We start from the raw sequence: 24,026 nt of genomic DNA on the forward strand, positions 1-24,026 counted from the left end.
AGGCTCTGTGAGCCCAGTTGCCACCCTGCGGCAGCACTGCGCCGCGAAGAGGCCTTGCGAGAAGCGTTCTTCGTCGCGTCCATGACCATCAGCCAGAACAGCAGCCATCGGGAGCAGCATATGTCGCTGAAATCGCGCACCGCCGTCGTCACCGGTTCAACGAGCGGCATCGGCCTTGCCATCGCCCGGGCCCTGGCCGCCGAGGGCGCCCATGTCGTCATCAATGGTTTTGGCGAGCCTGCCGCCATCGAGAGGGAACGGGCGACGATCGAGCGCGAATTCGGCGTCAAGGCCGTCTATTCCGGCGCCGACATGACGAAGCCGGCCGAGATCGCTCAGATGATCGCCGATGCGGAGAAGTTGCTCGGCTCGGTCGACGTGCTCGTCAACAACGCGGGGATCCAGCACGTTGCACCCGTCGAGGAGTTCCCGATCGAGAAGTGGGACCAGATCATCGCGATCAACCTCTCCTCTGCCTTCCACGCCATCCGGGCGGCCGTGCCCGGCATGAAGACGCGCCGCTGGGGCCGCATCATCAACACCGCTTCCGCCCATGCCCTCGTTGCCTCGCCCTACAAGTCGGCCTATGTGGCGGCCAAGCACGGCATCGCAGGCCTCACCAAGACGATCGCCCTCGAGGTCGCGACCCATGGCATCACGGTGAATGCCATCTGTCCCGGCTATGTCTGGACGCCGCTTGTCGAGAAGCAGATCCCCGACACGGCGAAGGCCCGCGGTATCAGCGAGGCGGACGTCAAGGAAAAGGTGCTGCTCGCCGGTCAGCCGACGAAGGAATTCGTGACGGTGGACGAGGTCGCGGCCTATGCCGTCTTCCTCGCCTCCGACGCCGCGCGCTCCATCACCGGCGCGCTCGCCACGATTGATGGCGGCTGGACGGCGGAATGACCGGTCGCGTCGTCCGTGCCCGCAAGTCCGCCGGCCAGCCGGCAGGCGGCTTCGCCGGTATCGCCGGCCCGAAGGCCGAGAAGAGCATTTGCCTCGCCCTGCAGGGCGGCGGCGCCCACGGTGCTTTCACCTGGGGCGTCATCGACACCCTGCTCGAGGACGGCCGGCTCGCCATCGAGGCGATCTCGGGCACGAGCGCCGGCGCCATGAACGCCGTCGTCATGACCCAAGGCTTCATCGAGGCCGGCATCGACGGCGCGCGGCGCGACCTCGAGACCTTCTGGCGGCGCGTCAGCCGCGACGGGGCGCTGTCGCCGCTGCAGCGCTCGCTCGTCGACCGCATGCTCGGCATCTGGGGCGGGGGCGACGAACCGCCCGGCCTCCTCTGGTTCGACATGGTGTCGCGCTTCGCCAGCCCCTACGACTTCAACCCGCTCAACATCAATCCGCTACGCGATCTCATCGAGGAGCTGATCGACTTCGACAAGGTGCGCGCCTGCAACTCGGTCTCGCTCTTCATCGCTGCCACCAACGTGCGCACCGGCAAGATCAAGCTCTTCGAGCGCCCGGAGCTGACGGCGGACCACATCATGGCCTCGGCTTGCCTGCCCATGGTCTTCCAGGCGGTCGAGATCGACGGCGTGCCTTATTGGGACGGCGGCTACATGGGCAATCCCGCCCTCTTCCCACTGTTCTACGGCGCGGCGAGCGACGACGTGCTCCTGGTGCAGATCAATCCGATCGAGCGGGAGGAGACGCCGCGCACCGCCCGCGAAATCCAGAACCGCCTGACCGAGATCACCTTCAACGCGACGCTCCTGCGGGAGATGCGCGCCATCGAGTTCGTCACGCGCCTCATCGATGAGGGCAAGCTGTCAAAGGACGAATACAAGCGCGTGCTCATGCACCGCATCGACGCCGACCTCCTGATGAAGCGTGTGACCGCGGCATCGCGCCTGTCGGCGGACTGGGACCTCTTGCAGCGCCTTGCCGACCTGGGGCGGCAAGCGGCCCGCAAATGGCTCAAGAAGAGCTATGATGATGTCGGCGTGCGGTCGACGCTCGACCTGCGCCGCGAATTCGCCTGACGCAGCGCGAAAGGAACGGCCATGAGCGACTGGCCGCATCGTGTCGCCGTCGCCGGCGGCACCATCGAGATCGTGGTGGGAGACATCACGCGCCTCGCCGTCGATGCCGTCGTTAATGCCGCCAACCGCACGCTCCTCGGCGGCGGTGGCGTCGACGGTGCGATCCACCGGGCAGCGGGGCCGGAGCTTCTCGCCGAATGCCAGACCCTCGGTGGCTGCGAGACCGGCGAGGCGAAGATCACGCGCGGCTACAGGTTGCCGGCCGCCCACGTCATCCACACGGTTGGCCCCGTCTGGCGGGGAGGCGGGCAGGACGAGGCGGCGCTGCTCGCCGCGTGCTACGGCAATGCGCTCGCCCTCGCCGATGCGCATGGCCTCGTCCGTATCGCCTTTCCCGCCATCTCCACTGGCGTCTACGGCTTTCCCGCGGAGGAGGCGGCGCCAATCGCCATCGGCACCGTGCTCGCGAGATTGCCGGATGTTTCGGTCGAGCACGTCGTCTTCTGCTGCTTTTCTGCCGGAAGCGCCGTGCTTCATCGTCAGGCGCTCGAGGCCCTGACGCGGTGATCTCAGGTTTCGCGAAAGGCCCAGACGCTCGTCTTCTTGATCTCGTTGTCTTCGAGCGCCCGCGTCACAGGCACTTCATAGGTGGCGAGTGCGGCGAGCCGTTCGCGCGCCAGATAGCTGCGGCCGGGGTCGCCGATGAGCACGGTGGCGCCGCGCGTGGCGAGGCGAGACAGCCAGTCGGTGACGGCGGCGGCAAGATCGCGCTCGTAGCAGATGTCGCCGGCCAGCACACAGTCCCATCCCTCGTCCGTGCCGATGAGATGATCCTGGCGGACGGTCAGCGCGACGCCGTTGGCTTGCGCATTCACCGCAATGGCGGCCGCCGCGAAGGCGTCGATGTCGCAGGCGTCCACCTGTGTCGCGCCGGCCCGTGCGGCGGCGATGGCGACGAGCCCCGAGCCTGAGGCGAAGTCGAGCACGCGCCTGCCGGCGACGATGGCCGGGTGATCGAGGATGTAGCGCGCCAGCGCCTGCCCGCCGGCCCAGGCGAAGGCCCAGAAGGGCGGCGGCAGCCCCATGGCGCCGAGTTCCTCCTCGGTCTTTTCCCACAAGGCCGTCGCTTCATCCGCCACATGCAGCACGATCTCCGGCGCGTGCGGCACCGGCAGGAGCCGCGTATGGGTGCGGACGAAGACGGCCTTGTCCGTTGCGAGGCGCTTCATGGACGCTCGTCGAGCATGCGGCGGTAGAGGTCCTTCAGCCCGTCCATCACGTGCCGCTCCGTGAAGCCGTCGAGCACGCGCGCGCGCGCCGCGGCCCCCATGGCGGCGACGCGCTGCGGATCGGCCGCGAGCTGCGCGATCGCCTCGGCGAGAGCCGCCGCGTCGTCCGGCGGCACGACGAGGCCCTCGATGCCGTCGCGTACCAGTGCCCGGCAGCCGGGCACGTCCGTCGTCAGGACGGCGCGGCCGCTCACCGCCCCTTCGAGCAAGGTGCGCGGCAGGCCCTCGCCGCCGCGGGAGGGCAGGCAGCAGACGTGGTGCTCGCGCCAGACGCCGGCGATGTCGCGCGTCGGGCCGCGCCAGGCGATGCCGGGCTCGTCGGACCACTGCCGGAGCGTCGCCTCCGGCACCGCCTTTGGATTGTCGGGATCCGGCGCGCCGAAGAGCGAGAGCTCGACCGCGACGCCCCGGGCACGGGCGCGGCGGACCGCCTCCACCGCAAGGTCGATGCCCTTCGACCACAGCATGCGCGCGACGACGGCTATCTTGAGCGGCGGCTGCGGCGGCAGGGGTGCGACGGGATAATCCCCTGGTTCCACGCCGGCACCGCCGACGATGGTCACGTTCGGCGCACGCGGATCGAGCCCGATGAGACGCGGGTCGTCATCGTTCTCGAAGAGGTAATGCGTGCTGCGGCCTTCGAGCCCGCCGCGGATGACGAGGCGCAGCCCGGCCCGCGCCACGCGCGCGGAGGCATCGCGGCGCGCGCCGAGAAAGCCGAGGCCGGTCAGCGCATAGACGCGGGCGGCGATGCCGGCGAGGCGTGCCGCAAGGCCGCCGAGCACGATGGAGCGCAGCGCGATGGCGTGCACGATGTCGGGGCGCTCCTCGGCGAGCACCCGCCGCATGGTGCCGACGGTGCGCAGGATGGCGAGCGGGCTCATGCTGCGCCTGTCGGCCTCGAGCGCCAGCACACGCGCGCCCGTCGCCTCGATCACCTCGCGGTGCGCCCGCACCCGCGCCACCACCGTCACGGCAAGGCCCATCTCGCGCGCGGCCCGCGCCATGGGCAGGAAATGCGAAGCGAAGAACCAGTCCTCGGTGACGAGGAAGAGCACGGAACGGGGCCGGTCGGTCACGATGCCTCACGCAAAACCGAGAAAGAGCGCGAGCGCGCGGTTTACCGCGAGAAGATCCGTCTCGTCGAGCCGGCCGAAAGACTGGCCCAGCCTGCCGCGGGGCACCGTGTGAGCCTTGTCCACCATGATCTGCGAGACCTTCTGCAGGCCGTTGCGCTCATTCGGCTCGACCGTGATGCGCAGGAGCGGCGCCGCGACGAGTTCACTCGTCACCGGCAGCAAGGTGAAGGAGGGATGCGTGCTGAAGAGATCCGACTGGATGATCAGGGCCGGTCTTAGTTTGCCATAGGCCCCGGGAAGAGCCACGGTGACGAGGTCACCGCGCCTCATTCACGCCAGCCCCGATGATCCGAGGCCGCTTCGATGAAATCGAGGATCTCGTCTTCCTCGGCGCTCTTGGCGATGAGTTGTGACTGGCGTCGACACTCCTCGGCAAAGCCGGGCTGCGCCGGGTCCGGTATCCAGATCTGCACAGGCTTCAACCCGGCCGCCCGTAACCGCTCGCGATGGCGCTGCACACGCTTGGCGACCCCTGCCATTCCAGCCTCCGGCCTGTTACATGTAACATAGGTCGTCGCCCGTGGGACCGCAAGCGCGCCCACCTCTTTCTCACATCGTCGCGCCGATCTGCCATGGCACGAACTCGGCGTCGCCGTAACCGAGCTCCTCGGACTTGGAGCGCTCGCCGGAGGCGACCTTCAGCACCTTCTCGAAGATCTCGCGGCCCTTGTCCTCGATCGACACGCCCTCGATGACGTCGCCGCAGTTGATGTCCATGTCGTCGATCATGCGCCGGTACATCTCGCTGTTGGTGGCGAGCTTGATCGACGGGGTCGGCTTGCAGCCGTAGGCCGAGCCGCGGCCGGTGGTGAAGGCGAGGACATTGGCGCCGCCGGCGACCTGGCCCGTCGCCGAGACCGGGTCGTAACCGGGCGTGTCCATGAACACGAACCCCTTGGCGGTGACCTTCTCGGCATAGCGGTAGACGTCCGTGAGCGTCGTCGTGCCGCCTTTTGCGGCGGCGCCGAGCGACTTCTCGAGGATCGTCGTGAGCCCGCCCGCCTTGTTGCCGGGCGAGGGGTTGTTGTTCATCTCCATCTTGTTGCGGGTGGTGTAGTCCTCCCACCACTTGATGAGCTCGACGAGCTTTTCGCCAACCTCGCGGGTCGCCGCGCGGCGCGTCAGGAGATGTTCGGCGCCGTAGATCTCCGGCGTCTCGGAGAGGATCGCCGTGCCGCCGTGCTTGACGAGCAGGTCGGCGGCCGCGCCGAGAGCCGGATTGGCCGTGATGCCGGAATAGCCGTCGGAACCGCCGCACTGCAGGGCGAGCATCAGCTCCGACGCCGGCACCGTCTCGCGCCGCGCCCTGTTGGCGACGGGCAGCATCTCGCGGATGGCGGCGGCGCCGGCCTCCACCGTCTTCTTCGTGCCGCCGATCTCCTGGATGGTGAAGGAGCGGAAGGTGTCGCTTTCCGCGATGCCGTAGATCTCTTTCCAGCGGGCGATCTGGAAGCCTTCGCAGCCGAGGCCCACCATGACGACCGCCGCCATGTTGGGGTTGGTCGCATAGCCCCACTGGGTGCGCTTGAGAACCTCGTAGCCCTCGCCCTTGACATCGAGGGCGCAGCCGCCGCCGTGCACGAGCGGGATGACACCGTCGACGTTCGGATATTGTTCGAGGATGCCCGAGCGGCGGATCTCCTCGGCCATGTAGCGGGCCACCGTCGCCGAGCAGTTCACCGAGGTGAGGATGCCGATGTAGTTGCGCGTCCCGACCGTGCCATTGGCGCGCCGGAAGCCCTGGAAGGTCGCCTGCTGTTCGACGGGCAGGATGTCTTCCTTGCGCGCCGCCTCGGCGAAGCGGTAGTCGCGGGCGAAATCGTGCATCTCGACGTTGTGTTCGTGCACCCACTCGCCGGGGGCAATGGGTTTCGACGCAAAGCCGATGATCTGGCCGAACTTGACGATGGGCTCGCCCGCGGCCATCGGCACGACAGCCATTTTATGGCCGCGCGGTATGCGCTGCGTCACCGCGACGCCGTCGACGGAAGCGCCGGGCTCGAGCGCATCTACCGCGACGATGACGTTGTCGCTGGCGTTGAGGCGAAGGGTACGGGGGGTGACGGGACGGTCCATGGGCGTGCTTCCGGGCGGGCTGATCGGCCGCTGATGCGGTTATTTGAATCGTTTTATACTACGCGGCGCCAAGCGATGCGAGCCTGCCGGCATGTGACGGTTTCACGCCGCGAGCACGACGCCCTTGCGGATGAGGAAGCAGCCGTAAGGGCGCATGTCGCCCACCTGCACGACGGCGAAGGCTGAACTCGCCACCTCGTAGAAGGCATAACGTTCGATGCCGACGAGCGGCAGCGCCTTGCCGGCCGCCCGGTCGATCACTGCCTGCACCTCCCTCTGGATCGGCGGCACCGTGACGGCATCGCCCGCCACCTCCATGCGCCGCACCGGATCGTCGACGAAGCTGTCGATGGGCAGCAGCGACAGCACGGCTTCGGCTGCACGCGCCATGGTGAGACCGGGGATGCGCACGAGCTCGCCCGAGGTGGTGCGGCGCGCCACCGTCTCGGCCGGGAAATTGGCGTCGACGAGGGCGAGGTCGTCGCCGTGGCCCATTGCGGCGAGAACCCACAGGAGGTCGGGCGTCAGAACGGGGTCGAGACCCTTGAGCATCGTGTCGGCTCCGGTAAGGGCGGTCAGGCGGGGATCGGCGCGTCGGGAGCGAGCAGGCCCTCGCTCTTGAGGTCGCGCCACAGCCCCGCTGGTGGCGAGGCGGCGAAGGCGGCGACGTTGCGGCTCACCTCCTCGGGTGTCACGCCACCGAGCACGACGCTCGCGACCGCAGGATGACCGAGGGCGAAGTGCAGCGCCGCATGCGCCAGCGGGACGGAATGGGCGCGGCACACGGCCTCGATGCGGCGCACCTTGTCCATGACGGCATCGGGCGCGGGGGCGTAGTTGTAGCGGGCGCCCGGCACCGCGCCCGTGGCGAGGATCCCGGAGTTGAACACGCCGCCGAGCATGACGCCGATGTTCTTGTCCTGCGCCAGCGGCAGGAAGCCCTCGAGTGCCGGCTGCTCCAGGAGCGAATAGCGCCCTGCGAGCAGCATGCAGTCGAAGTCGCCGGCGCGGGCGAAGCGCTCGCACATGTCGGCCTCGTTGATGCCGACGCCGATGGCCTTGATCACCTTCTGGTCGCGCAGGTCGGCGAGGGCCCGGTAGGCGCCGTCCATCGCCTCCTTGAAGCGGGCCTCGATGCCGTCGGCGCCGTGCGTCCAGACGTCGACGTCGTGGATGAGCAGCACGTCGATGCGGTCGGTGCCGAGACGCAGCAGCGACTGCTCGAAGGAGCGCATCGCGCCGTCGTAGGAGTAGTCGAAGGAGGCCTTGTGCGGCAGGCCGCCGGCGAAGCCGGGCGAGACCACGTCGCTCCTTGCCGGCGCCGCCGGCCGCTGGCGCGGATCCATCACCCGCCCGACCTTGGTCGAGAGCACGACGTCGCTGCGCTCGTGGCGCCGGAGCGCCGTGCCACAGCGGTGCTCGGCAAGGCCGTTGCCGTAATGCGGCGAGGTGTCGAGAAGCATGATGCCGGCTCCAAGAGCCGCCTCGACGGTGGCGATGGCGGTGGCGTCGTCGAGCCTCGCATAGAGGTCGCCGAGCGGCGCCGTGCCGAAGCCGAGGACCGTGACCTTGAGGTTGCTGCGTCCGAGCGTACGTGTCGCCAGGCTCATCGAGATCCTCCCTAACCGGTGTAGCCGAACTGGCGTGGCAGCCACAGCACCGTCTCCGGCACGAGGATCATCAGGAGGAGCGCGGCCAGGAGAATGAAGAGGAACAGCCACATCTCGCGGATGATGTCGCGCAGGGGGATGCCCGTCAGTCCGTTCATCACGAACAACAGCACGCCATAGGGGGGCGTGACCAGCCCCAGCATGATGTTGACCACGATGACGACGCCGAAATGCACGAGGTCGATGCCCATCTCCCGTGCCGCCGGCAGGAACAGCGGCACCAGCACGAGCAGCATGGTCGTCGCGTCGAACAGGCAGCCGAGCGCGAGGAACAGCAGGTTTACGAGCAGCAGGAAGACGAGCGGATGCACGTCCACCCCGCGCATCCAGCCGGCGACGAGCTGCGGGATGTTCTCGCTCGCGACGATGTAGTTGAAGATGAAGGCGCCGGCGATGATGAGCGCGACGACGGTGGTCGAGCGCGCCGATTCGGCAAAAAGCCGGAAGGTCTCCCGCATCGTCAGCGACCGGTAGACGAGGCCGGCGAGCATGAGCGCGTAAAGGGCCGCGAGCGAGGCCGCCTCCGTTGGCGTCGCGGCACCGCCATAGATGCCATAGAGCAGGATGACCGGCAGCATCAGCGCCGGGAAGGCCTGCACCGTGGCGCGGGGCAATTCACGCATCGGTACGGTGTCGTCGCGCGGGAAGTCGCGCTTGCGCGCGACCCAGGCGATGGCCGCCATCAGCGCGCCTGCCATGATGAGGCCGGGAATGATGCCGCCGAGGAAGAGATAGCCGACCGAGGTATCCGAGACGAGCGCATAGAGCACCATCGGGATCGACGGCGGGATGATCGGCCCGATGGTCGAGGAGGCGGCCGAGATCGCGGCCGCGAAGCCTGGCGTATAGCGCTTCGTCTTGACCATCATCTCCGTGAGGAGCTTGCCGACGCCCGCCGCATCCGCGATGGCCGAGCCCGACATGCCGGCGAAGATGATGCTGGCCACCACGTTGACGTGGGCGAGCCCGCCGCGGAAGCGCCCGACGAGTGCCTGGCAGAAGAGCAGCATGCGCTCGGAGACACCGCCGGCATTCATCAGGTTGGCGGCGAGGATGAAGAGCGGCACGGCGAGCAGCACGAAACTGTCGACGAGGTTGTTGAGGATCTGCTCGGAGAAGAGGCCGACGTCCTTGCCGGTGACGAAGAGATAGCCGATCGCCGCCACGAACATGGCATAGGCGATGGGCATGCCGATGGCCGCCAGCCCGAAGAAGGCGGCGAGCAGGAAGACGAAGGATGCGCTCATTCGCTGAAACCGGAAGGACGTTCGTCAAGCACCTCGCCCCAGCGGCGCGAAAGGAGGCGCGCGACGCGCAGGCCCTGGCGGATGACGACGCAGACGACGAAGACGATGAAGATGGAATAGAGGATGTCGTAGCGCAGGCCGAGGACCGGCGTCTTCTCGATGCGCATGAAGCTGATCCAGTCCACCGTCGCCGGCAGGGCGGCGAGGAAGGCGCCCAGCGTCACGAGCGCGCAGACGAAGGCGAGCCAGCGCTGCACGCGGCGCGGGCTTGCGAGCACCACCATGTCGAAGGTGATCTGGTCCTTGTCGCGCGTCAGGAAGGCCGCGCACCAGAAGACCACCCAGACATATGAGATCAGCGTCGCTTCCTGCGTCCAGGCCGTCGGGTCGTTGAGGACGTAGCGCGTGAAGATCTGCAGGATGAAGGCGGCGAACATGGCCATGAAGCCGAGCGCCGCCGCGATCGTCGCCAGGAAACGCAGCCGTTTCACCACAACGGACAAGGGTGCCTCCGGTACGCAGGGTCTGTTTTGGGGGCAGTCGGTGTCCCCTCCCCGCACGGGGAGGGGCGGAGGGGCTGACAGGCGATGTGCAGGTCAGCTTTCTGCTACTTCACTGCGTTGATGCGTTCGACCATGCCCTTCGGCCAAGCCTTGGAGAGTTCGGATTCGAGATAGGCCTTCTGCACGTGGCTGCGGAAGGCCTCGACGTCGGGCCGGTAGACCTTGAGGCCCTGCTGCGCGAAATCGGCCGCGAGCTGCCTCTCCTCGCCGATGCGCCCCTCGTTGTTGAAGGCCACGGCGGCCTGGGCGGCTTCCAGCACGGCTTCCTTCTGCTTGTCGTCGAGCTTGTTCCAGGTCGCGCCGGCGAGCGAGAGGAAGATGGAATCGACGAGGTGGTCGGTGAGCACGATCTGCTTGGTCACCTCGTAGAACTTCGCGGCCCGCACGGTCGGCAGCGGGTTGTCCTGGCCGTCGATGGCGCCGGTCTGCAGCGCCGTGTAGATCTCGCCGAAGGCGAGCGGCAGCGGGTTGGCGCCGAGCGCCTTGCCGAGGAACAGCCAGGTGTCGGAGCCCGGCATGCGCAGCTTGACGCCTGCGAGATCGGCCGGGGTCTTCACCTCCTTTTCGATGCGCAGGTTGAGCTGGCGCGTGCCGAGATAGCCGACGGCGAGCACCTTGATGCCCATCTTGTCCTCGACGAGCTTGTACATCTCCTCGCCGATGTCGCTCGCGAAGACCTTCTGCTGGTGCTCGGGATCGCGGATCAGATAGCCGGCGGTGAAGATCGACCACTCGGGGATCTGCTTGGCGATGTCGAAGGCCGAGATCATCGCCATCTCGAGATTGCCGCGCTGCATGGCGGCCGGCTCGGTGCCCTGCTTGAACAGCGTGGCATTGAGATGGATCTCGACGTCGAACTGGCCGGGCGCGCGCTTTTCGAGCTCCTCCTTGAAGACGGGGAGCATCTTGGCATGCCAGTCGGAATCGACGGCGGGGGTCGAGATGCGCAGCTTGACCGGGTTGGCGGCGAACGCCGGACCGGCGACGAGCGCCGAAGAGAGGGCAAGGCCGAGGACGAGCCGGCGGCTCAGCGAGAATGCCATAGTGTAGATCCTCCCGAAAAACGGCTTGTTTGAGCGCCCGTTCAGGCGCGATCATCGGCATATTGCCGAAGCGGCGGAGTGCTTGCAAACAAAAAACAACTAGCTAACATGTCAGCCGAGAAAAAGAGCCGTCGAGGGCCTGTGCAGGTCGTCGGCACGCGTGGCGCTTCTGCCCGACGGCCTGTCCCTGGGGCCCTGTCCGGGGCGCTGCGCCCGAAGGGCCTTGGCCGATGCCGTCACCGGCTTTATGGGGATCGCGAGGCCAGGGCGCGCCATCGGCCCCGACGCCGAAGACATTGAGGAGGACGAGATGGACCGGCCAGCGGACGATGGTGCCCCTCTCAAGCTGCGCGAAAAGGCCTATGACAGCTTCACGCAGCACCTGCTCGCGCGCAACGTCCGGCCAGGCCAGTTCATCTCCCAGCGCGAGCTCGTGGCCCTGACCGACCTGCCGCTCGGCGCCATCCGCGAGCTCATCCCCCGCCTTGAGGCCGAGGGCCTCATCAAGACGGTGCCGCAGCGCGGCATGCAGGTTGCCCATCTCGACCTCAATCTCATCCGCGACGCCTTCCAGTTCCGCCTCTTCATGGAGCGCGGCGCCATGGACCTGTTCGTGCAGTCGGCCTCGGACGAGACGCTCGCCGCCTTGCGCCGCCAGCACGAGGACGTGCTGGCGCGGGCGGAAGCCGAGGGCGACACGCCCGAGATCGTGGCGGAAGGCCAGGCGGTCGATTGGGGCTTCCACGACATGCTGATCGATGCGCTCGGCAACGAGATCATCGCCAAGGCCTACCGGGTCAACTCCATCAAGATCCGCCTCATTCGGCAGGAGCTGGTGCGAATCGACGGCCTCGTCGCGCCGGTCATGCGCGAGCATCTCGGCATCATCGCCGCCATGGAGACGCGCGATCCGCAGCAAGCCGTGGCCGCCCTCTCGGCCCATATCGACAACGCCCGCAACCGGGCGCTCGGCCTGCGCTGACGGCTACAGGACGGTTGCGCCGTCGGCCCGCCCGCCTCCTCCCCGGCGCGCTCGGTCGACTTGCCCAGACGGGCTGCACACGCTATTTCCAAATCGATTCAAACGGCGCCGAGAAAGCAGTTCACACCGGCTGCTCCGCTGGTTAGGGTTCGCCGCGCGACGCGCGGCGGCGCCACCGCGGCGCTTTTCGTCAAAAGGCTTGAAGCCGTTATCAGGAAAGGAAGTGCCGATGCGCGAGGGCCGCCTGCCGCTCGTCCACGAGGACCGCCTCTTTCCCGCCGATCCGTCCGCACGCGCCGTGGCGCGCCGGCTCTATGCCCATGTGAAGGACCTGCCGATCGTCTCGCCGCACGGGCATACCGATCCGCGCTGGTATGCCGGGAACGAGCCCTTCCCGGATCCCGCCCGCCTCTTCGTCGTGCCCGACCACTACATCTTCCGCATGCTCTACAGCCAGGGCGTGCGGCTCGAGGATCTCGGCATCGCGACGAAGGACGGCACCGAGGTCGAGACCGACGGGCGCAGGATCTGGCGGCGCTTTGCCGAGCGCTATCATCTCTTCCGCGGCACGCCGACGCGCACGTGGCTCGACCACGCCTTCGCCACGCTGTTCGATTTCGACGTGCGACTCTCAGCCGAGACGGCCGATCTCTATTACGACCGCATCGCCGAGCGGCTGGCCGAGCCCGCCTATCGCCCGCGTGCCCTCTTCGAGCGCTTTAACATCGAGGTCATCGCCACCACGGAGAGCCCCCTCGATCCGCTCGTCCACCACAAGGCCATCCGCGATAGCGGCTGGAAAGGGCGCGTCATCACGGCCTACCGGCCCGATCCTGTCGTCGACCCGGAGTTCGACGGTTTCAAGGCCAATGTGGAGGCCCTGGGGGAACTCACCGGCTGCGACGTCTCGACCTTCGCCGGCTATCTCGAGGCCCACCGCAAGCGCCGCGCCTTCTTCAAGGAGATGGGCGCCACGTCGACCGACCACGGTCATCCGAGCGCCCGCACGGCGGACCTCTCGCCCGTCGAGGCCGAGGCGCTGTACACCCGCATCATGCACAGCAACGTCACGAGCGAGGATGCGGAGCTCTTCCGCGCCCAGATGCTGACCGAGATGGCGGCGATGAGCCTCGAGGACGGGCTCGTCATGCAGATCCACCCCGGCTCGATGCGCAACCACAACGCCGGGCTCTTCGCCCGCTTCGGCCGCGACATGGGTGCCGACATCCCGGCCGCGACCGACTATGTCCATGCGCTGAAGCCTCTGCTCGACCGCTTCGGCAACGAGCGCGAGCTCACCATCATCCTCTTCACGCTCGACGAGACCGCCTATTCGCGCGAGCTCGCGCCGCTCGCCGGGCACTATCCGTGCCTGAAGCTCGGCCCGGCCTGGTGGTTCTTCGACAGTCCCGAAGGCATGCGCCGCTACCGCGAGCTCGTCACCGAGACGGCCGGCTTCTACAACACCGTCGGCTTCAATGACGACACGCGGGCCTTCCCGTCGATCCCCGCCCGCCACGACGTGGCGCGTCGCGTCGACTGCGCCTTCCTCGCCGAGCTCGTCGTCACCCACCGCCTCGACGAGGACGAGGCGCACGAGCTCGCCCACGATCTCGCCTATCGCCTGGCCAAGGAGGCCTACAAGCTGTGACGCAGACGGCCCGCCTCAACACCGCGCGCCTCGCGGACCTGCCGCCCGATGTCGCCCGCCCGGCCTATGATCGCAAGGCGATGAAGACCGGCATCGTCCATCTCGGCATCGGTGCCTTCCACCGCGCCCACCAGGCGGTCTATACGGATGCGGTCATCGCCGGCGGCGACCTCCGGTGGGGCATCGTCGGCGCCAGCCTGCGCAGCCCCGACACCCGCGATGCCCTCAAGGCTCAAGACGGGCTCTACACCCTCGCCGTGCGCTCGGGCGAGGGAGAGAAGCTCGCCGTCATCGGCGCCATTCGCGAGGTCGTGGTTGCGCCGGAGGATCCAGCGGCGCTCGTCGAGCGCATGAGCCATCCGGACGTGAAGGTCGTCACCCTCACGGTGACGGAGAAGGGCTATTGCCACGATCCGGCGACCGGGCGGCTCGACGAGAAGCACCCCGACGTGGTGCACGACCTCGCCAACCTCAACCGGCCGCGCTCCGCCATCGGCTTCCTCGCCGCGGCCATCGCCCGCCGCCGCAGCCTCGGCCTTGCGCCCTTCACCGTGCTCTCATGCGACAATCTGCCGTCGAACGGCCGGACACTGCATCGCATCCTCACCCGTTTCGCGGAGCTCGTCTCGCCCGATCTCGGCGCTTACGTGCGCGACAAGATCGCCTGCCCGGACAGCATGGTTGACCGCATCGTGCCGGCCACGACCGACGAGGATCGGGCCGCCGTGGCGGCGCGCCTTGGCCTCGCCGATGCCTGGCCGGTGATGACCGAGCCCTTCACCCAATGGGTGATCGAGGACCATTTCCCCTCCGGCCGCCCCGCCTGGGAGACGGTGGGGGCGACGCTCGTCACGGACGTCGCGCCCTATGAGGCCATGAAGCTGCGCCTGCTCAACGGCAGCCACTCGGCCATCGCCTATCTCGGCTATCTTGCCGGCTACCAGACCGTGTCCGAGGCCATGGCGGACGCGAACCTCGCTTCCTATGTCGCCGCACTTATGGACGACACGACGGCGACGCTGACGATCCCGCCCGGTGCCGATGTCGAGGCCTACAAGCGTTCCCTGCGCGAGCGTTTCCGCAATCCGGCGCTCAAGCATCGCACCTGGCAGATTGCCATGGATGGCTCGCAGAAGCTGCCGCAGCGCCTGCTCGGCACGATCCGCGACCGGCTCGCCGCCGGCTCCGACATTGCCCGTCACGCTCTCGCCGTAGCGGCCTGGATGCGCTACGTCACCGGCACGGACGAGAAGGGCGACGCCATCGACGTGCGCGACCCGCTGGCGCAGGATCTCGCCGCCATCGCGCGGTCCGCGGGCGGCGACCCCGCCGCGCTCGCCAAGGCGATCGCCGGGGTCGAGGCGGTGTTCGGCACCGATCTGCCGGCCGAGCCGCGCTTCGTTACCGCAGTCGGCGAGGCCTTGGTCGGACTCTACCGGGACGGCGCCCGCGCCACGCTCGCAAGCCTCGCGCACGGATGAGCGAATAGCGTCAGGCACGGCTGCGCAGCCGTGCCTTTAACCTTTCGTTAACCATCGGGGCGCACGCTTCCAGGGTCTTGAAGGAGGGTGCGCCGATGTCGCTGCCGACTCTGTCCGACGACGAGTTGCGCGTTCCCGGGCGGGACGGGGAACTGCGCACGATCCTGAGGGCCGTCCCCGTCATCTACGACCTGTTGCGGAGCACCTACGGGGCCTGGCTGGCGCGGGATCCGCAGAATATCGACAGCTTGGTGCGCCTGCACGGAGCGCTGATCATCATCTCTCTGGCGGACCTGCCGGAGGAGGAACAGCGGCCAGTCAGCCGCCGGCTCGTGGCGCTGATGCGCGAAAGCGGCCTGACGGCGCAGCATATCCGCCAGCTCGATGCGGCGGTCGCGCTCGAGCTAATGGCAGTGGTGCGAGCACAGAATCGCTGCTCGCAGCGCCGGCAACGGCATCTCGCCGCCGTCATCGCGGCGCGGCTCGGCGCGATGGATTCGCGCGCAACAGCGGCAGCGGCCTGACTTCAGAAGGCCTTGAAGGTGATGATGGTGCGCGTGTCGGCGATGTCGTCGATGGTCTGCACCTTCTCGGCGACGAAATGGCCGATGTCGACGTCACGGTCGACATGGAACTTGGCGATGATGTCGTAGTCGCCGGCGATCGAGTAGATCTCCGAGGCGATCTCACGGTCGGCGAGCTCGCTGGCGACCGCATAGGTCTTGCCGAGCTTGCACTTGATCTGGACGAAGAAGGTCTGCATCCCGCAACTCCTGCCACCGAGCCCCATGCGAATCAACTCCGTGGCGGCCAAGTTTATCGGCTCGCCAGCTTTGCCGCCCGCGCGATTGCCCACAGACCTCGTGTGGCGATGTCCTCATCAGCGATGGCCGTGCGCACGCCGAGGGCCCGCGCCGCGTCGCGGTAGCGCGCGCTGAGACCGGCGCTGCCGACGACGACGACCGGCTCGGCCGGCGGTTCGGGCCCGAGCGCATCGGCGATTTCGGCGCCAATCATGAGACCCGACATCAGGCTCGGCGCCGCCTCGGCGCTGAGGCGTTCGAACAGGCCCAGGGTGCGCACGCCAAAGAGGAGGTTGAGCAGCGCGCCCGGCCCACGACGGCGGGCCTCCTGCGCCATGGCGACTCCCGTCTCGAAGGCCGCCGCGTCGTGCGCCGCGCCCGCGCTCATCTGGCGCCCGAGGATGGTGTGGTCCTTCAAGGCGGCGAAGGCCTCGCCGGTCATGTATGAGCGGAAATCGAGGATGCGCCCGCCGGCGATCCGCACCCATTTGCAATGGGTGCCGGGCATGCAGACAAGGCGCTCGGCATCACCGAGGCCGTCCATCAGGCCGAGCAGCTGGGTCTCCTCCCCGCGCATGACATCGGGCGCGCGGCCTGACCGGGAATCGAGGCCGGGCACGACGAGGACCCGGCGCGACGCGTGTGGAGCGCTCACCAGCCCGTCAACGAGGCCGTCGAGCGTGCAGGGGGTCGTGATGTAGCGGGCCTCGATCCAGCCCTGGCGGCTGCCGACCATGCCGCAGAGCAGGGCCGGCGTATCCGCGCCGGCGCCGAACTCGCCGCAAAGCTCCTCGAGGAGGTCTCCATACGGGACAGTCATGCGGGTGATGCCGGTCGGCCGCGCCGTCTTGGCGCGCAGGGAGCCGTCGGCCGCAAAGGCATAGGCCCTGAGGTTGGTCGTCCCCCAGTCGATACCGACGAGCACAGTTTCCTGCATTCTCTCTTCCCCCCACCGGCGGTTACATGCCGGAAGGTGCGCGCTCTGTCCACGGGCAAACGTCGATATGCTCGACGGCCCGAGGGGTGGCAGTTAACGTGTTCGTTGCATTGGTGTTGTAGTGACGTAGCACGACTGTCGCTGACGAGGGTAATCAGGCGGATCCTCGCTTCGGCCCCGCAGGCAGTTGCCGGTATTCGGGGGGACGTCATGGACGCGAAGTTGATCCGTCGCATTCGCCGGCATGCCGGATGCGTTCTGGCGGCCATCGTGTTTGCTGCGGGGCTCGCCGCCTGCAGCGAGGAAAACACCTACGTTCCGCCCCCGCCGCCCAAGGTGCTGGTGGCCAAGCCCGTCGAGCAGGCGGTGACCAATTACATGGCGTTCACGGGCAACACCCAGGCCTTCAACGCGGTCGATCTCGAGGCCCGGGTGCAGGGCTTCCTGACTGCCATCGACTACAAGGATGGTACGGCGGTGAAGAAGGGGCAGCGCCTCTTCACCATCCAGCGCGACACCTATCAGGCCCAGCTCGACCAGGCGCAGGCGAACCTCGAGGGCGCGATAGCCCGCCAGCTCAACGCGCAGAACGAGTACAACCGCCAGTCCCAGCTCGGCCAGCAGGACTTCGCCTCCAAGGCGCGGGTCGAGGACGCCAAGACCAACCTCGACCAGGCGACGGCCGATGTCGCGGCGGCCAAGGCGAACGTCGCGCTAGCCACTATCAACCTCGGCTACACGGAAGTGCTGGCACCCTTCGACGGCATCGTCACCAACCATCTCGTCGATGTCGGTGCCCTCGTCGGCTATGCCGGGCCGACCAAGCTTGCAACCATCGTGCAGATGGACCCGATCTACGTCTACTTCAACGTCGACGAGCAGCAGGTGCTGCGCGTCATGGAAGGGCTGGCGGCAGAGGGCCGCAAGCCTGGCGAGCTGAAGGACGTGCCGGTGGAAATCGGCCTCCAGACGGAGACGGGTTATCCGCACAGGGGCGTGATCGACTACATCGCGCCGCAGGTCGATGCGGGCACCGGCACGCTGATGGTGCGCGGCCTGTTCGAGAACAAGGACTTCGCCCTTCTGCCGGGCCTGTTCGTGCGCGTGCGCGTCCCCATGCGGCAGATCGACAAGGCGCTGCTCGTCGCCGATACCGCCATCGGATCGAGCCAACTCGGCAGCTACGTCTTGGTCGTCGGCGACGACGAGGTGGTCGAGCAGCGCACGATCACCGCCGGCGCCTTGCAGGACAATGGCCTCAGGGTCGTCGAGAGCGGCCTCGAGGCTGGCGAGCGTGTCGTCGTGTCGGGCATCCAGCGGGCCGTGCCGGGCAACAAGGTGGCGCCCGAGGCAACCGAGATGGCCGGCAAGCGCTCTACCGCCGCTAGGCCCTGAACCCGCGCCAACCCATGGCGCCCGTGCCGGCGCGCCCGTCCCCGAACGCAGAGGCAGCACCCCATGTTTTCGCGCTTCTTCATCGAGCGGCCGGTCCTGTCGAACGTCATCGCGCTCGTCACGGTCCTCATCGGCGCCGTGGCCCTGCTGCGCCTGCCGGTCTCGCAATATCCCAACGTCACGCCTCCCACCGTCTCCGTGACGGCGCGCTTTCCCGGCGCCAGCGCCCAGACGGTGATGGAGACCATCGCCCTGCCCATCGAGCAGCAGGTGAACGGCGTCGAGGGCATGATCTACATGCAATCGACGAGCGGCAGCGACGGCTCCTACAATCTCACCGTCACCTTCGCCATCGGCACCGACCCCGACTTCGCGCAGATCCTGGTGCAGAACCGCGTGTCGGCCGCGCTCGCGCAGCTGCCGCAATCGGTGCAGGTGCAGGGCGTCAACGTCCAGAAGAAGTCGACGGCCGTGCTGATGTTCGTGGCGCTCACCTCGCCCGACAAGCGCTACGACAGCCTCTTCCTCGCCAATTACGGCGTCATCAACCTGCAAAACGAGCTCGCCCGCGTGCCGGGCGTCGGCAGCGTCAGCATCTACGGCGCGGGCGAATATGCCATGCGCCTGTGGCTGGACCCGGACAGGCTGCAGGCCTTCAGCCTGACGCCGAGCGACGTCATCTCGGCCGTGCAGCAGCAGAGCCAGGAGGTCGCGGCCGGCGTCGTTGGCATGCCCCCGACGCCGCAGGGCCAGAACTTCCAGTACACGCTCAACGTCACCGGCCGCTTCGAGAGGGCGGAGGACTTCGAGAACATCGTCGTCAAGGTCGACGGCGCGAACGGCGGCCGCATCACGCGCGTCAGGGACGTGGGCCGCGTCGAGCTCGGCGCCCAGACCTACAGCTACGCCTTCTCCCTGCAGGGGGCGCCGGCGGCGGGCATCGGCATCTTCCAGTTGCCCGAGGCAAATGCCCTCGAGGTGGCCGCGGCGGTGCGGGCCAAGATGGACGAACTGGCGCAGCGCTTCCCGCCCGGCCTTGCCTATTCCGTACCCTTCGATACGACGACCTTCGTCGAGGCCTCCATCAGCGAGGTCTACAAGACGCTGATCGAGGCCGGCATCCTTGTGCTCCTCGTCATCATGCTCTTCTTGCAGGACTGGCGGGCAATGCTCGTGCCGGCGACGACGGTGCCCGTCACCATCATCGGCGCCTTCGCGGCCATGGCGGCGCTCGGCTTCACGGTCAACATCTCGACACTCTTCGCCATTGTGCTAGCCATCGGCATCGTCGTCGACGACGCCATCGTCATCGTCGAGGGCGTGGCCCACCACATGTCGCGCGGCCTGTCCGGCCGCGAGGCGGCGGTGAAGGCCATGAACGAGCTGACGGGGCCGGTGATCGGCATCACGCTCGTGCTCATGTCGGTCTTCCTGCCGGCCGCCTTCATGCCGGGCCTGACCGGGCAGATGTACCAGCAGTTCGCGCTCGTCATCGCCGCCACTGCCCTCATCAGCGCCGTCAACGCCATGACGCTGAAGCCGACGCAGTGCGCCCTTTGGTTGCGCCCGCCGACGCCGCCGGAGAAGCGCAATTTCATCTACCGCGGCTTCAACCGCGTTTATGACGCCTGCGAGCGCTGGTATGCCGGCCTCATCCACCACATGGTGAAGGCGAGCTACGTGATGGTGGTCGTGGCGCTCGGCCTCATCGGCCTTGCCTTCTGGGGCATGTCGCGCGTGCCCACGGCCTTCATCCCGCTCGAGGACCAGGGCTACATGATGGTCAACGTGCAGCTGCCCGACGGCGCCTCGCTGGAGCGCACCGACAGGGTGCTGGACGACGTGCAGAAGGTCGTTTCGCAGGTGCCCGGGGTCGACCAGGTCTTCACCATCAGCGGCATCTCGATCCTCGACAACAATGCCTCGCTGCCCAGCGCCGGCGCCGTCTACGTGGTGCTGAAGGATTGGTCACTGCGCGAGGCGGATCCGGCGCAGGGCCTGCTCGGCCTCTATCGGGCGCTGACGCGCGTCCTCGAGGATAACATCCTCGATGCGCGCACCATGGTCATACCGCCACCGCCGATCCAGGGCATCGGCAATGCCGGCGGCTTCAGCTTCGTCGTCCAGTTAAGGGACGGCAGCGGCGATCTCGACAAGCTGCAGAACGCAACCGACGAGATCGTCGCCAAGGCAAACTCCCAGTCGGCGGTCAGCAATGCCTTCACCAGCTTCCGCGCCAGGGTGCCCCAGTTCCATATCGGCGTGAACCGCACCAAGGCCGAGACGCTCGGCGTCACCGTGGGTCAGGTGTTCGAGGCGCTGGAGAGCTATATCGGCTCCACCTACGTCGGGCAGTTCAACCGCTTCGGCCAGGTCTTCCAGGTCTATGCCCAGGCCGAGGGCTCCTTCCGCCAGACGGTCGACACGATCAAGGGGCTGAAGATCAGAACCCAGACCGGCGAGATGGTGCCGCTCGGCACGCTCGTCGACGTCACGCCCATGGAGGGGCCGTCGATCGTCTCGCTCTACAACCTCTACCCGGCGGCGACCATCACCGGCATGCCGGCGCCCGCCTTCAGTTCGGGGCAGGTGATGCAGCTCATGGAGCAGATCTCCGCCCATACCCTCCCGGCGGGCCTGGGCCACGAATGGACCGGCATGTCCTTCCAGGAGAAGATCGTGGGCAACCAGATCTTCTTCGTGTTCGGCCTCGCCGTCGTGCTCGTCTATTTCGTGCTCGCCGGCCAGTACGAGAGCTGGATCCAGCCGCTGTCGGTGATCCTGGCCGTGCCGCTGGCGCTGCTCGGCACGGTCGGCGCGCTCACCGCCCTCGGCGTCGCCAACAATCTCTACACACAGATCGGCCTCATCCTCCTCATCGCGCTGTCGAGCAAGAACGCCATCCTCATCGTCGAATACGCGCGTGAGCAGCGGGCCGAGGGCATGGCGATCGTGGATGCCGCGGTAGAGGCGGCGCGCCGGCGCTTCCGGCCCATCCTGATGACCTCCTTCGCCTTCATCCTCGGCGTCGTGCCGCTGGTGCTCGCCGAGGGCGCCGGGGCCAACGGCCGCAAGTCGATCGGCATCGCTGTCTTCAGCGGCATGCTGGCCTCGACCTGCCTCGCCGTGCTCTTCGTCCCGTCCTTCTTCACGGTGCTGCAACGCCTCGAGGAATGGTGGACCCGCAAGGCACCCGAAGCGGAAACGGCCGCGGAGCCGCCGGCGGCCGCCTGACACACGGCCTCAGGGCTTTCGCATGTGGATGACGCGGGGCGGGGGGCCGCGCGTCCTGTTGGCTCGGCGGCGTCGGCTTTCTATTGTCCCGCCTTCCTGCGCCACATAACCCTGGAAGCCGCATGTCCGACGTTCTGGAACGCATCGCCCCCGTCATCGCAGCCGACATCGCTGCGCGGCCGGCCCAGGTCCTTGCCGCCATCCGGCTCATCGACGAGGGCGCGACCGTTCCCTTCATCGCCCGCTACCGCAAGGAGGCGACGGGCAGCCTCGACGACGCGCAGCTGCGCAAGCTCGAGGAGCGGCTGACCTACCTTCGCGAGCTCGAGGCGCGGCGCGCCGCCATCCGCGACGAAATCGGCCGGCAGGGCAAGCTCACCGATGAGCTCGACGGGCGCATCGCCGCCGCTGCCACCAAGGCCGAGCTCGAGGACCTCTACCTTCCCTACAAGCCGAAGCGCCGCACCCGCGCCGAAATCGCCCGCGAGAAGGGCCTCGGCCCGCTCGCCGAGCGCATCCTCACGGATCGCACGGTGGTGCCGGTGACGCTGGCGGAGGGCTTCCTCGGGCCCGAGGTGCCGGACGTGAAGAGCGCGCTCGACGGCGCGCGCGACATCCTCACCGAGATCTTCGCTGAGAACGCCGACCTCGTCGGCCGCCTGCGCCGCTACATGCACGAGAAGGCCTTGGTGCGCGCCCGCGTCATTGCCGGCAAGGAGGAGGCAGGCGCCAAGTTCTCCGACTATTTCGACCATGCCGAGCGGTGGGCGACGACGCCGAGCCACCGTGCACTCGCCATGCTGCGCGGCCGCAACGAGGAGATCCTCACCGTCGACATCGAGGTGGATGCGGACGATGCCTCGCCCGTGAAGCCGGTCGAGCGCATGATCTGCGCGGCCTATGCCATCGCTCCGGACGGCGGTGCGGCCGACCGCTGGCTCGCCGAGGTGGCCCGCTGGTGCTGGCGCGTGAGGCTGTCGCTGCACCTTTCGGTCGACCTCCTGTCGACCCTGCGCGAGCGCGCCGAAGAGGAGGCGATCCGAGTCTTCGCCCGCAATCTCAAGGACCTGCTGCTCGCGGCTCCCGCCGGCTCGCGCGCCACCATGGGGCTCGACCCGGGCATCCGCACCGGCGTCAAGGTCGCGGTCGTCGACGGCACCGGCAAGGTTGTGGACACGGCGACCGTCTATCCCTTCCAGCCGCGCAACGACGTCTCCGGCGCCCAGGCCGTGCTCGCCGCGCTTATCGCGCGCCACAAGGTCGAGCTCGTCGCCATCGGCAACGGCACGGCGAGCCGCGAGACCGACCGGCTCGTCGCCGACCTCCTGGCGCAACTGCCCGCGGACAGGCGGCCGATCAAGGTGGTGGTCAGCGAGGCGGGGGCCTCGGTCTACTCGGCCTCGGAGGTCGCGTCCGCCGAACTGCCCTCGCTCGACGTCTCCCTTCGTGGGGCCGTTTCCATCGCCCGGCGCCTGCAGGACCCGCTCGCCGAGCTCGTGAAGATCGAGCCGAAGTCCATCGGCGTCGGGCAATACCAGCACGATGTCGACCAGCACCAGCTCGCCCGCGCGCTCGACGCGGTGGTGGAGGATGCGGTCAATGCCGTCGGCGTCGACCTCAACACGGCCTCTGCGCCGCTGCTTGCCCGTGTATCCGGACTCGGGGCCTCGCTCGCCGAGGCCATCGTCGCGCACCGCAATGCCAACGGCCCGTTCCGCACGCGCCGCGACCTTCTCTCCGTCGCGCGCCTCGGCCCGCGCACCTTCGAGCTGAGCGCCGGCTTCCTGCGCATCCGTGACGGCGACGAGCCGCTTGATGCCTCCTCGGTGCACCCCGAGGCCTACGGCCTCGCGAAGCGCATCGTGGCCGCCTGCGGGCGCGACGTGCGCACGCTCATGGGCGACAGCGCCGTTCTGCGCGGCCTCGATCCGTCGGCCTTCGTCGACGCGCGCTTCGGCCTGCCGACCGTGCGCGACATCCTGGCGGAGCTCGAGAAGCCCGGCCGCGACCCGCGTCCGCAGTTCAAGACCGCGAGCTTCGCCGAGGGCGTCGAGGACCTGTCGGACCTGAAGCCCGGCATGATGCTGGAGGGCACGGTGACGAACGTCGCCGCCTTCGGTGCCTTCGTCGACATCGGCGTCCACCAGGACGGCCTCGTCCACGTCTCCCAGCTCGCCGACCGCTTCGTCAAGGACCCGCACGAGGTTGTCAAGGCGGGCGATGTCGTCAAGGTGCGTGTCGTCGAGGTCGACGTGAAGCGCAAGCGCATCGCGCTGTCCATGCGCAAGGACGACGGCAGCGCGGCGCCGCGGCCCCGGCGTCAACCATCGGATGCCGACAAGGCGCCGCGCCCCCGGCGCGACGACGGCCCGGCGAAGGGTGCCCAGCAGGGCGCCCTCGGGGCGGCGCTGGCCGACGCCATGCGGCGGAAGACGCGGTAGGATCCGAAGCGGGTGGCCGCGCCGAGGCTGTTCCCCTCCTCCGCTTGCGGCGGGGAGGGAGCGTGGCGCGCCAGCAATATC

22 protein-coding genes are annotated in these 24,026 nt (G+C 68.1%); 10 read left to right on the forward strand and 12 right to left on the reverse strand.

Annotated features, from left to right (window positions below):
- Positions 1 to 120: 120 nt before the first annotated feature.
- The 3 genes from BOQ54_RS01485 to BOQ54_RS01495 are packed head-to-tail and all read left to right on the forward strand — an operon-like array spanning position 121 to position 2,561.
- The gene (locus BOQ54_RS01485) at positions 121 to 906 is read left to right on the forward strand and encodes a 3-hydroxybutyrate dehydrogenase (RefSeq protein WP_071924356.1); all 786 of its coding nucleotides are present in this window, start codon (positions 121 to 123) and stop codon (positions 904 to 906) included.
- On the forward strand, positions 903 to 1,994 hold the full coding sequence (locus BOQ54_RS01490) for a patatin-like phospholipase family protein (RefSeq protein ID WP_082464821.1): 1,092 nt from the start codon (positions 903 to 905) through the stop codon (positions 1,992 to 1,994). The genes BOQ54_RS01485 and BOQ54_RS01490 overlap by 4 nt, the downstream gene beginning before the upstream one ends.
- Positions 1,995 to 2,015: 21 nt before the next feature.
- Positions 2,016 to 2,561 (forward strand): O-acetyl-ADP-ribose deacetylase, encoded by a 546-nt coding sequence (locus tag BOQ54_RS01495; RefSeq protein WP_055459610.1) that lies wholly within the window; start codon positions 2,016 to 2,018, stop codon positions 2,559 to 2,561.
- Between the two features lie 2 nt (positions 2,562 to 2,563).
- Here the strand turns inward: BOQ54_RS01495 and BOQ54_RS01500 are convergent, their stop codons facing one another.
- From BOQ54_RS01500 to BOQ54_RS01545, 10 genes are all read right to left on the reverse strand, one after another.
- Positions 2,564 to 3,223: a class I SAM-dependent methyltransferase gene (locus tag BOQ54_RS01500; protein WP_055459611.1), complete on the reverse strand. Its 660-nt coding sequence runs from the start codon at positions 3,221 to 3,223 to the stop codon at positions 2,564 to 2,566.
- Positions 3,220 to 4,362 (reverse strand): glycosyltransferase, encoded by a 1,143-nt coding sequence (locus tag BOQ54_RS01505; protein ID WP_071923112.1) that lies wholly within the window; start codon positions 4,360 to 4,362, stop codon positions 3,220 to 3,222. The genes BOQ54_RS01500 and BOQ54_RS01505 overlap by 4 nt, the downstream gene beginning before the upstream one ends.
- Before the next feature lie 6 nt (positions 4,363 to 4,368).
- Complete coding sequence (locus BOQ54_RS01510; protein ID WP_055459613.1) at positions 4,369 to 4,692, reverse strand: type II toxin-antitoxin system PemK/MazF family toxin; 324 nt, start codon at positions 4,690 to 4,692, stop codon at positions 4,369 to 4,371.
- Positions 4,689 to 4,901: an antitoxin MazE family protein gene (locus BOQ54_RS01515; RefSeq protein ID WP_055459614.1), complete on the reverse strand. Its 213-nt coding sequence runs from the start codon at positions 4,899 to 4,901 to the stop codon at positions 4,689 to 4,691. Before BOQ54_RS01515 ends, BOQ54_RS01510 begins: the two co-directional genes overlap by 4 nt.
- Positions 4,902 to 4,971: 70 nt before the next feature.
- Complete coding sequence (locus tag BOQ54_RS01520) at positions 4,972 to 6,498, reverse strand: UxaA family hydrolase (protein ID WP_071923113.1); 1,527 nt, start codon at positions 6,496 to 6,498, stop codon at positions 4,972 to 4,974.
- A 102-nt stretch (positions 6,499 to 6,600) separates the two neighbouring features.
- Positions 6,601 to 7,050: an RbsD/FucU family protein gene (locus tag BOQ54_RS01525; protein WP_071923114.1), complete on the reverse strand. Its 450-nt coding sequence runs from the start codon at positions 7,048 to 7,050 to the stop codon at positions 6,601 to 6,603.
- A gap of 23 nt (positions 7,051 to 7,073) precedes the next feature.
- Positions 7,074 to 8,108, reverse strand: coding sequence for an aldo/keto reductase (locus tag BOQ54_RS01530; RefSeq protein WP_063186580.1), 1,035 nt, complete (start codon positions 8,106 to 8,108; stop codon positions 7,074 to 7,076).
- 11 nt (positions 8,109 to 8,119) lie between these two features.
- Positions 8,120 to 9,415 (reverse strand): TRAP transporter large permease, encoded by a 1,296-nt coding sequence (locus BOQ54_RS01535; RefSeq protein WP_055459618.1) that lies wholly within the window; start codon positions 9,413 to 9,415, stop codon positions 8,120 to 8,122.
- Positions 9,412 to 9,909, reverse strand: coding sequence for a TRAP transporter small permease (locus BOQ54_RS01540; RefSeq protein ID WP_019402755.1), 498 nt, complete (start codon positions 9,907 to 9,909; stop codon positions 9,412 to 9,414). The genes BOQ54_RS01535 and BOQ54_RS01540 overlap by 4 nt, the downstream gene beginning before the upstream one ends.
- A gap of 113 nt (positions 9,910 to 10,022) precedes the next feature.
- The gene (locus BOQ54_RS01545; RefSeq protein ID WP_055459619.1) at positions 10,023 to 11,021 is read right to left on the reverse strand and encodes a sialic acid TRAP transporter substrate-binding protein SiaP; all 999 of its coding nucleotides are present in this window, start codon (positions 11,019 to 11,021) and stop codon (positions 10,023 to 10,025) included.
- Between the two features lie 310 nt (positions 11,022 to 11,331).
- Here BOQ54_RS01545 and BOQ54_RS01550 point away from each other — a divergent pair, with 310 nt between their 5' ends.
- From BOQ54_RS01550 to BOQ54_RS01565, 4 genes are all read left to right on the forward strand, one after another.
- Positions 11,332 to 12,003, forward strand: coding sequence for a GntR family transcriptional regulator (locus BOQ54_RS01550; protein ID WP_055459665.1), 672 nt, complete (start codon positions 11,332 to 11,334; stop codon positions 12,001 to 12,003).
- A 229-nt stretch (positions 12,004 to 12,232) separates the two neighbouring features.
- Positions 12,233 to 13,654, forward strand: coding sequence for a glucuronate isomerase (uxaC, locus tag BOQ54_RS01555; RefSeq protein WP_071923115.1), 1,422 nt, complete (start codon positions 12,233 to 12,235; stop codon positions 13,652 to 13,654).
- Entirely contained in the window at positions 13,651 to 15,135 is a 1,485-nt protein-coding gene (locus tag BOQ54_RS01560) for a mannitol dehydrogenase family protein (RefSeq protein WP_071923116.1), read from the forward strand. The genes uxaC and BOQ54_RS01560 overlap by 4 nt, the downstream gene beginning before the upstream one ends.
- Positions 15,136 to 15,230: 95 nt before the next feature.
- Positions 15,231 to 15,659 (forward strand): hypothetical protein, encoded by a 429-nt coding sequence (locus tag BOQ54_RS01565; protein WP_071923117.1) that lies wholly within the window; start codon positions 15,231 to 15,233, stop codon positions 15,657 to 15,659.
- A gap of 2 nt (positions 15,660 to 15,661) precedes the next feature.
- Here the strand turns inward: BOQ54_RS01565 and BOQ54_RS01570 are convergent, their stop codons facing one another.
- Positions 15,662 to 15,898: an Lrp/AsnC ligand binding domain-containing protein gene (locus BOQ54_RS01570; RefSeq protein WP_053193522.1), complete on the reverse strand. Its 237-nt coding sequence runs from the start codon at positions 15,896 to 15,898 to the stop codon at positions 15,662 to 15,664.
- A 53-nt stretch (positions 15,899 to 15,951) separates the two neighbouring features.
- Complete coding sequence (locus BOQ54_RS01575) at positions 15,952 to 16,875, reverse strand: 2-dehydro-3-deoxygalactonokinase (protein WP_063186586.1); 924 nt, start codon at positions 16,873 to 16,875, stop codon at positions 15,952 to 15,954.
- A gap of 210 nt (positions 16,876 to 17,085) precedes the next feature.
- Here BOQ54_RS01575 and BOQ54_RS01580 point away from each other — a divergent pair, with 210 nt between their 5' ends.
- The 3 genes from BOQ54_RS01580 (at position 17,086) to BOQ54_RS01590 (ending at position 23,945) form a co-directional block, all read left to right on the forward strand.
- Entirely contained in the window at positions 17,086 to 18,270 is a 1,185-nt protein-coding gene (locus BOQ54_RS01580; protein ID WP_055459624.1) for an efflux RND transporter periplasmic adaptor subunit, read from the forward strand.
- Between the two features lie 63 nt (positions 18,271 to 18,333).
- Positions 18,334 to 21,504: an efflux RND transporter permease subunit gene (locus BOQ54_RS01585; protein ID WP_071923118.1), complete on the forward strand. Its 3,171-nt coding sequence runs from the start codon at positions 18,334 to 18,336 to the stop codon at positions 21,502 to 21,504.
- Positions 21,505 to 21,626: 122 nt separating this feature from the next.
- Complete coding sequence (locus tag BOQ54_RS01590) at positions 21,627 to 23,945, forward strand: Tex family protein (RefSeq protein WP_071923119.1); 2,319 nt, start codon at positions 21,627 to 21,629, stop codon at positions 23,943 to 23,945.
- Positions 23,946 to 24,026: the final 81 nt, after the last annotated feature.

This window comes from Chelatococcus daeguensis (genome assembly GCF_001887265.1).
Lineage (GTDB): Bacteria > Pseudomonadota > Alphaproteobacteria > Rhizobiales > Beijerinckiaceae > Chelatococcus_A > Chelatococcus_A sambhunathii.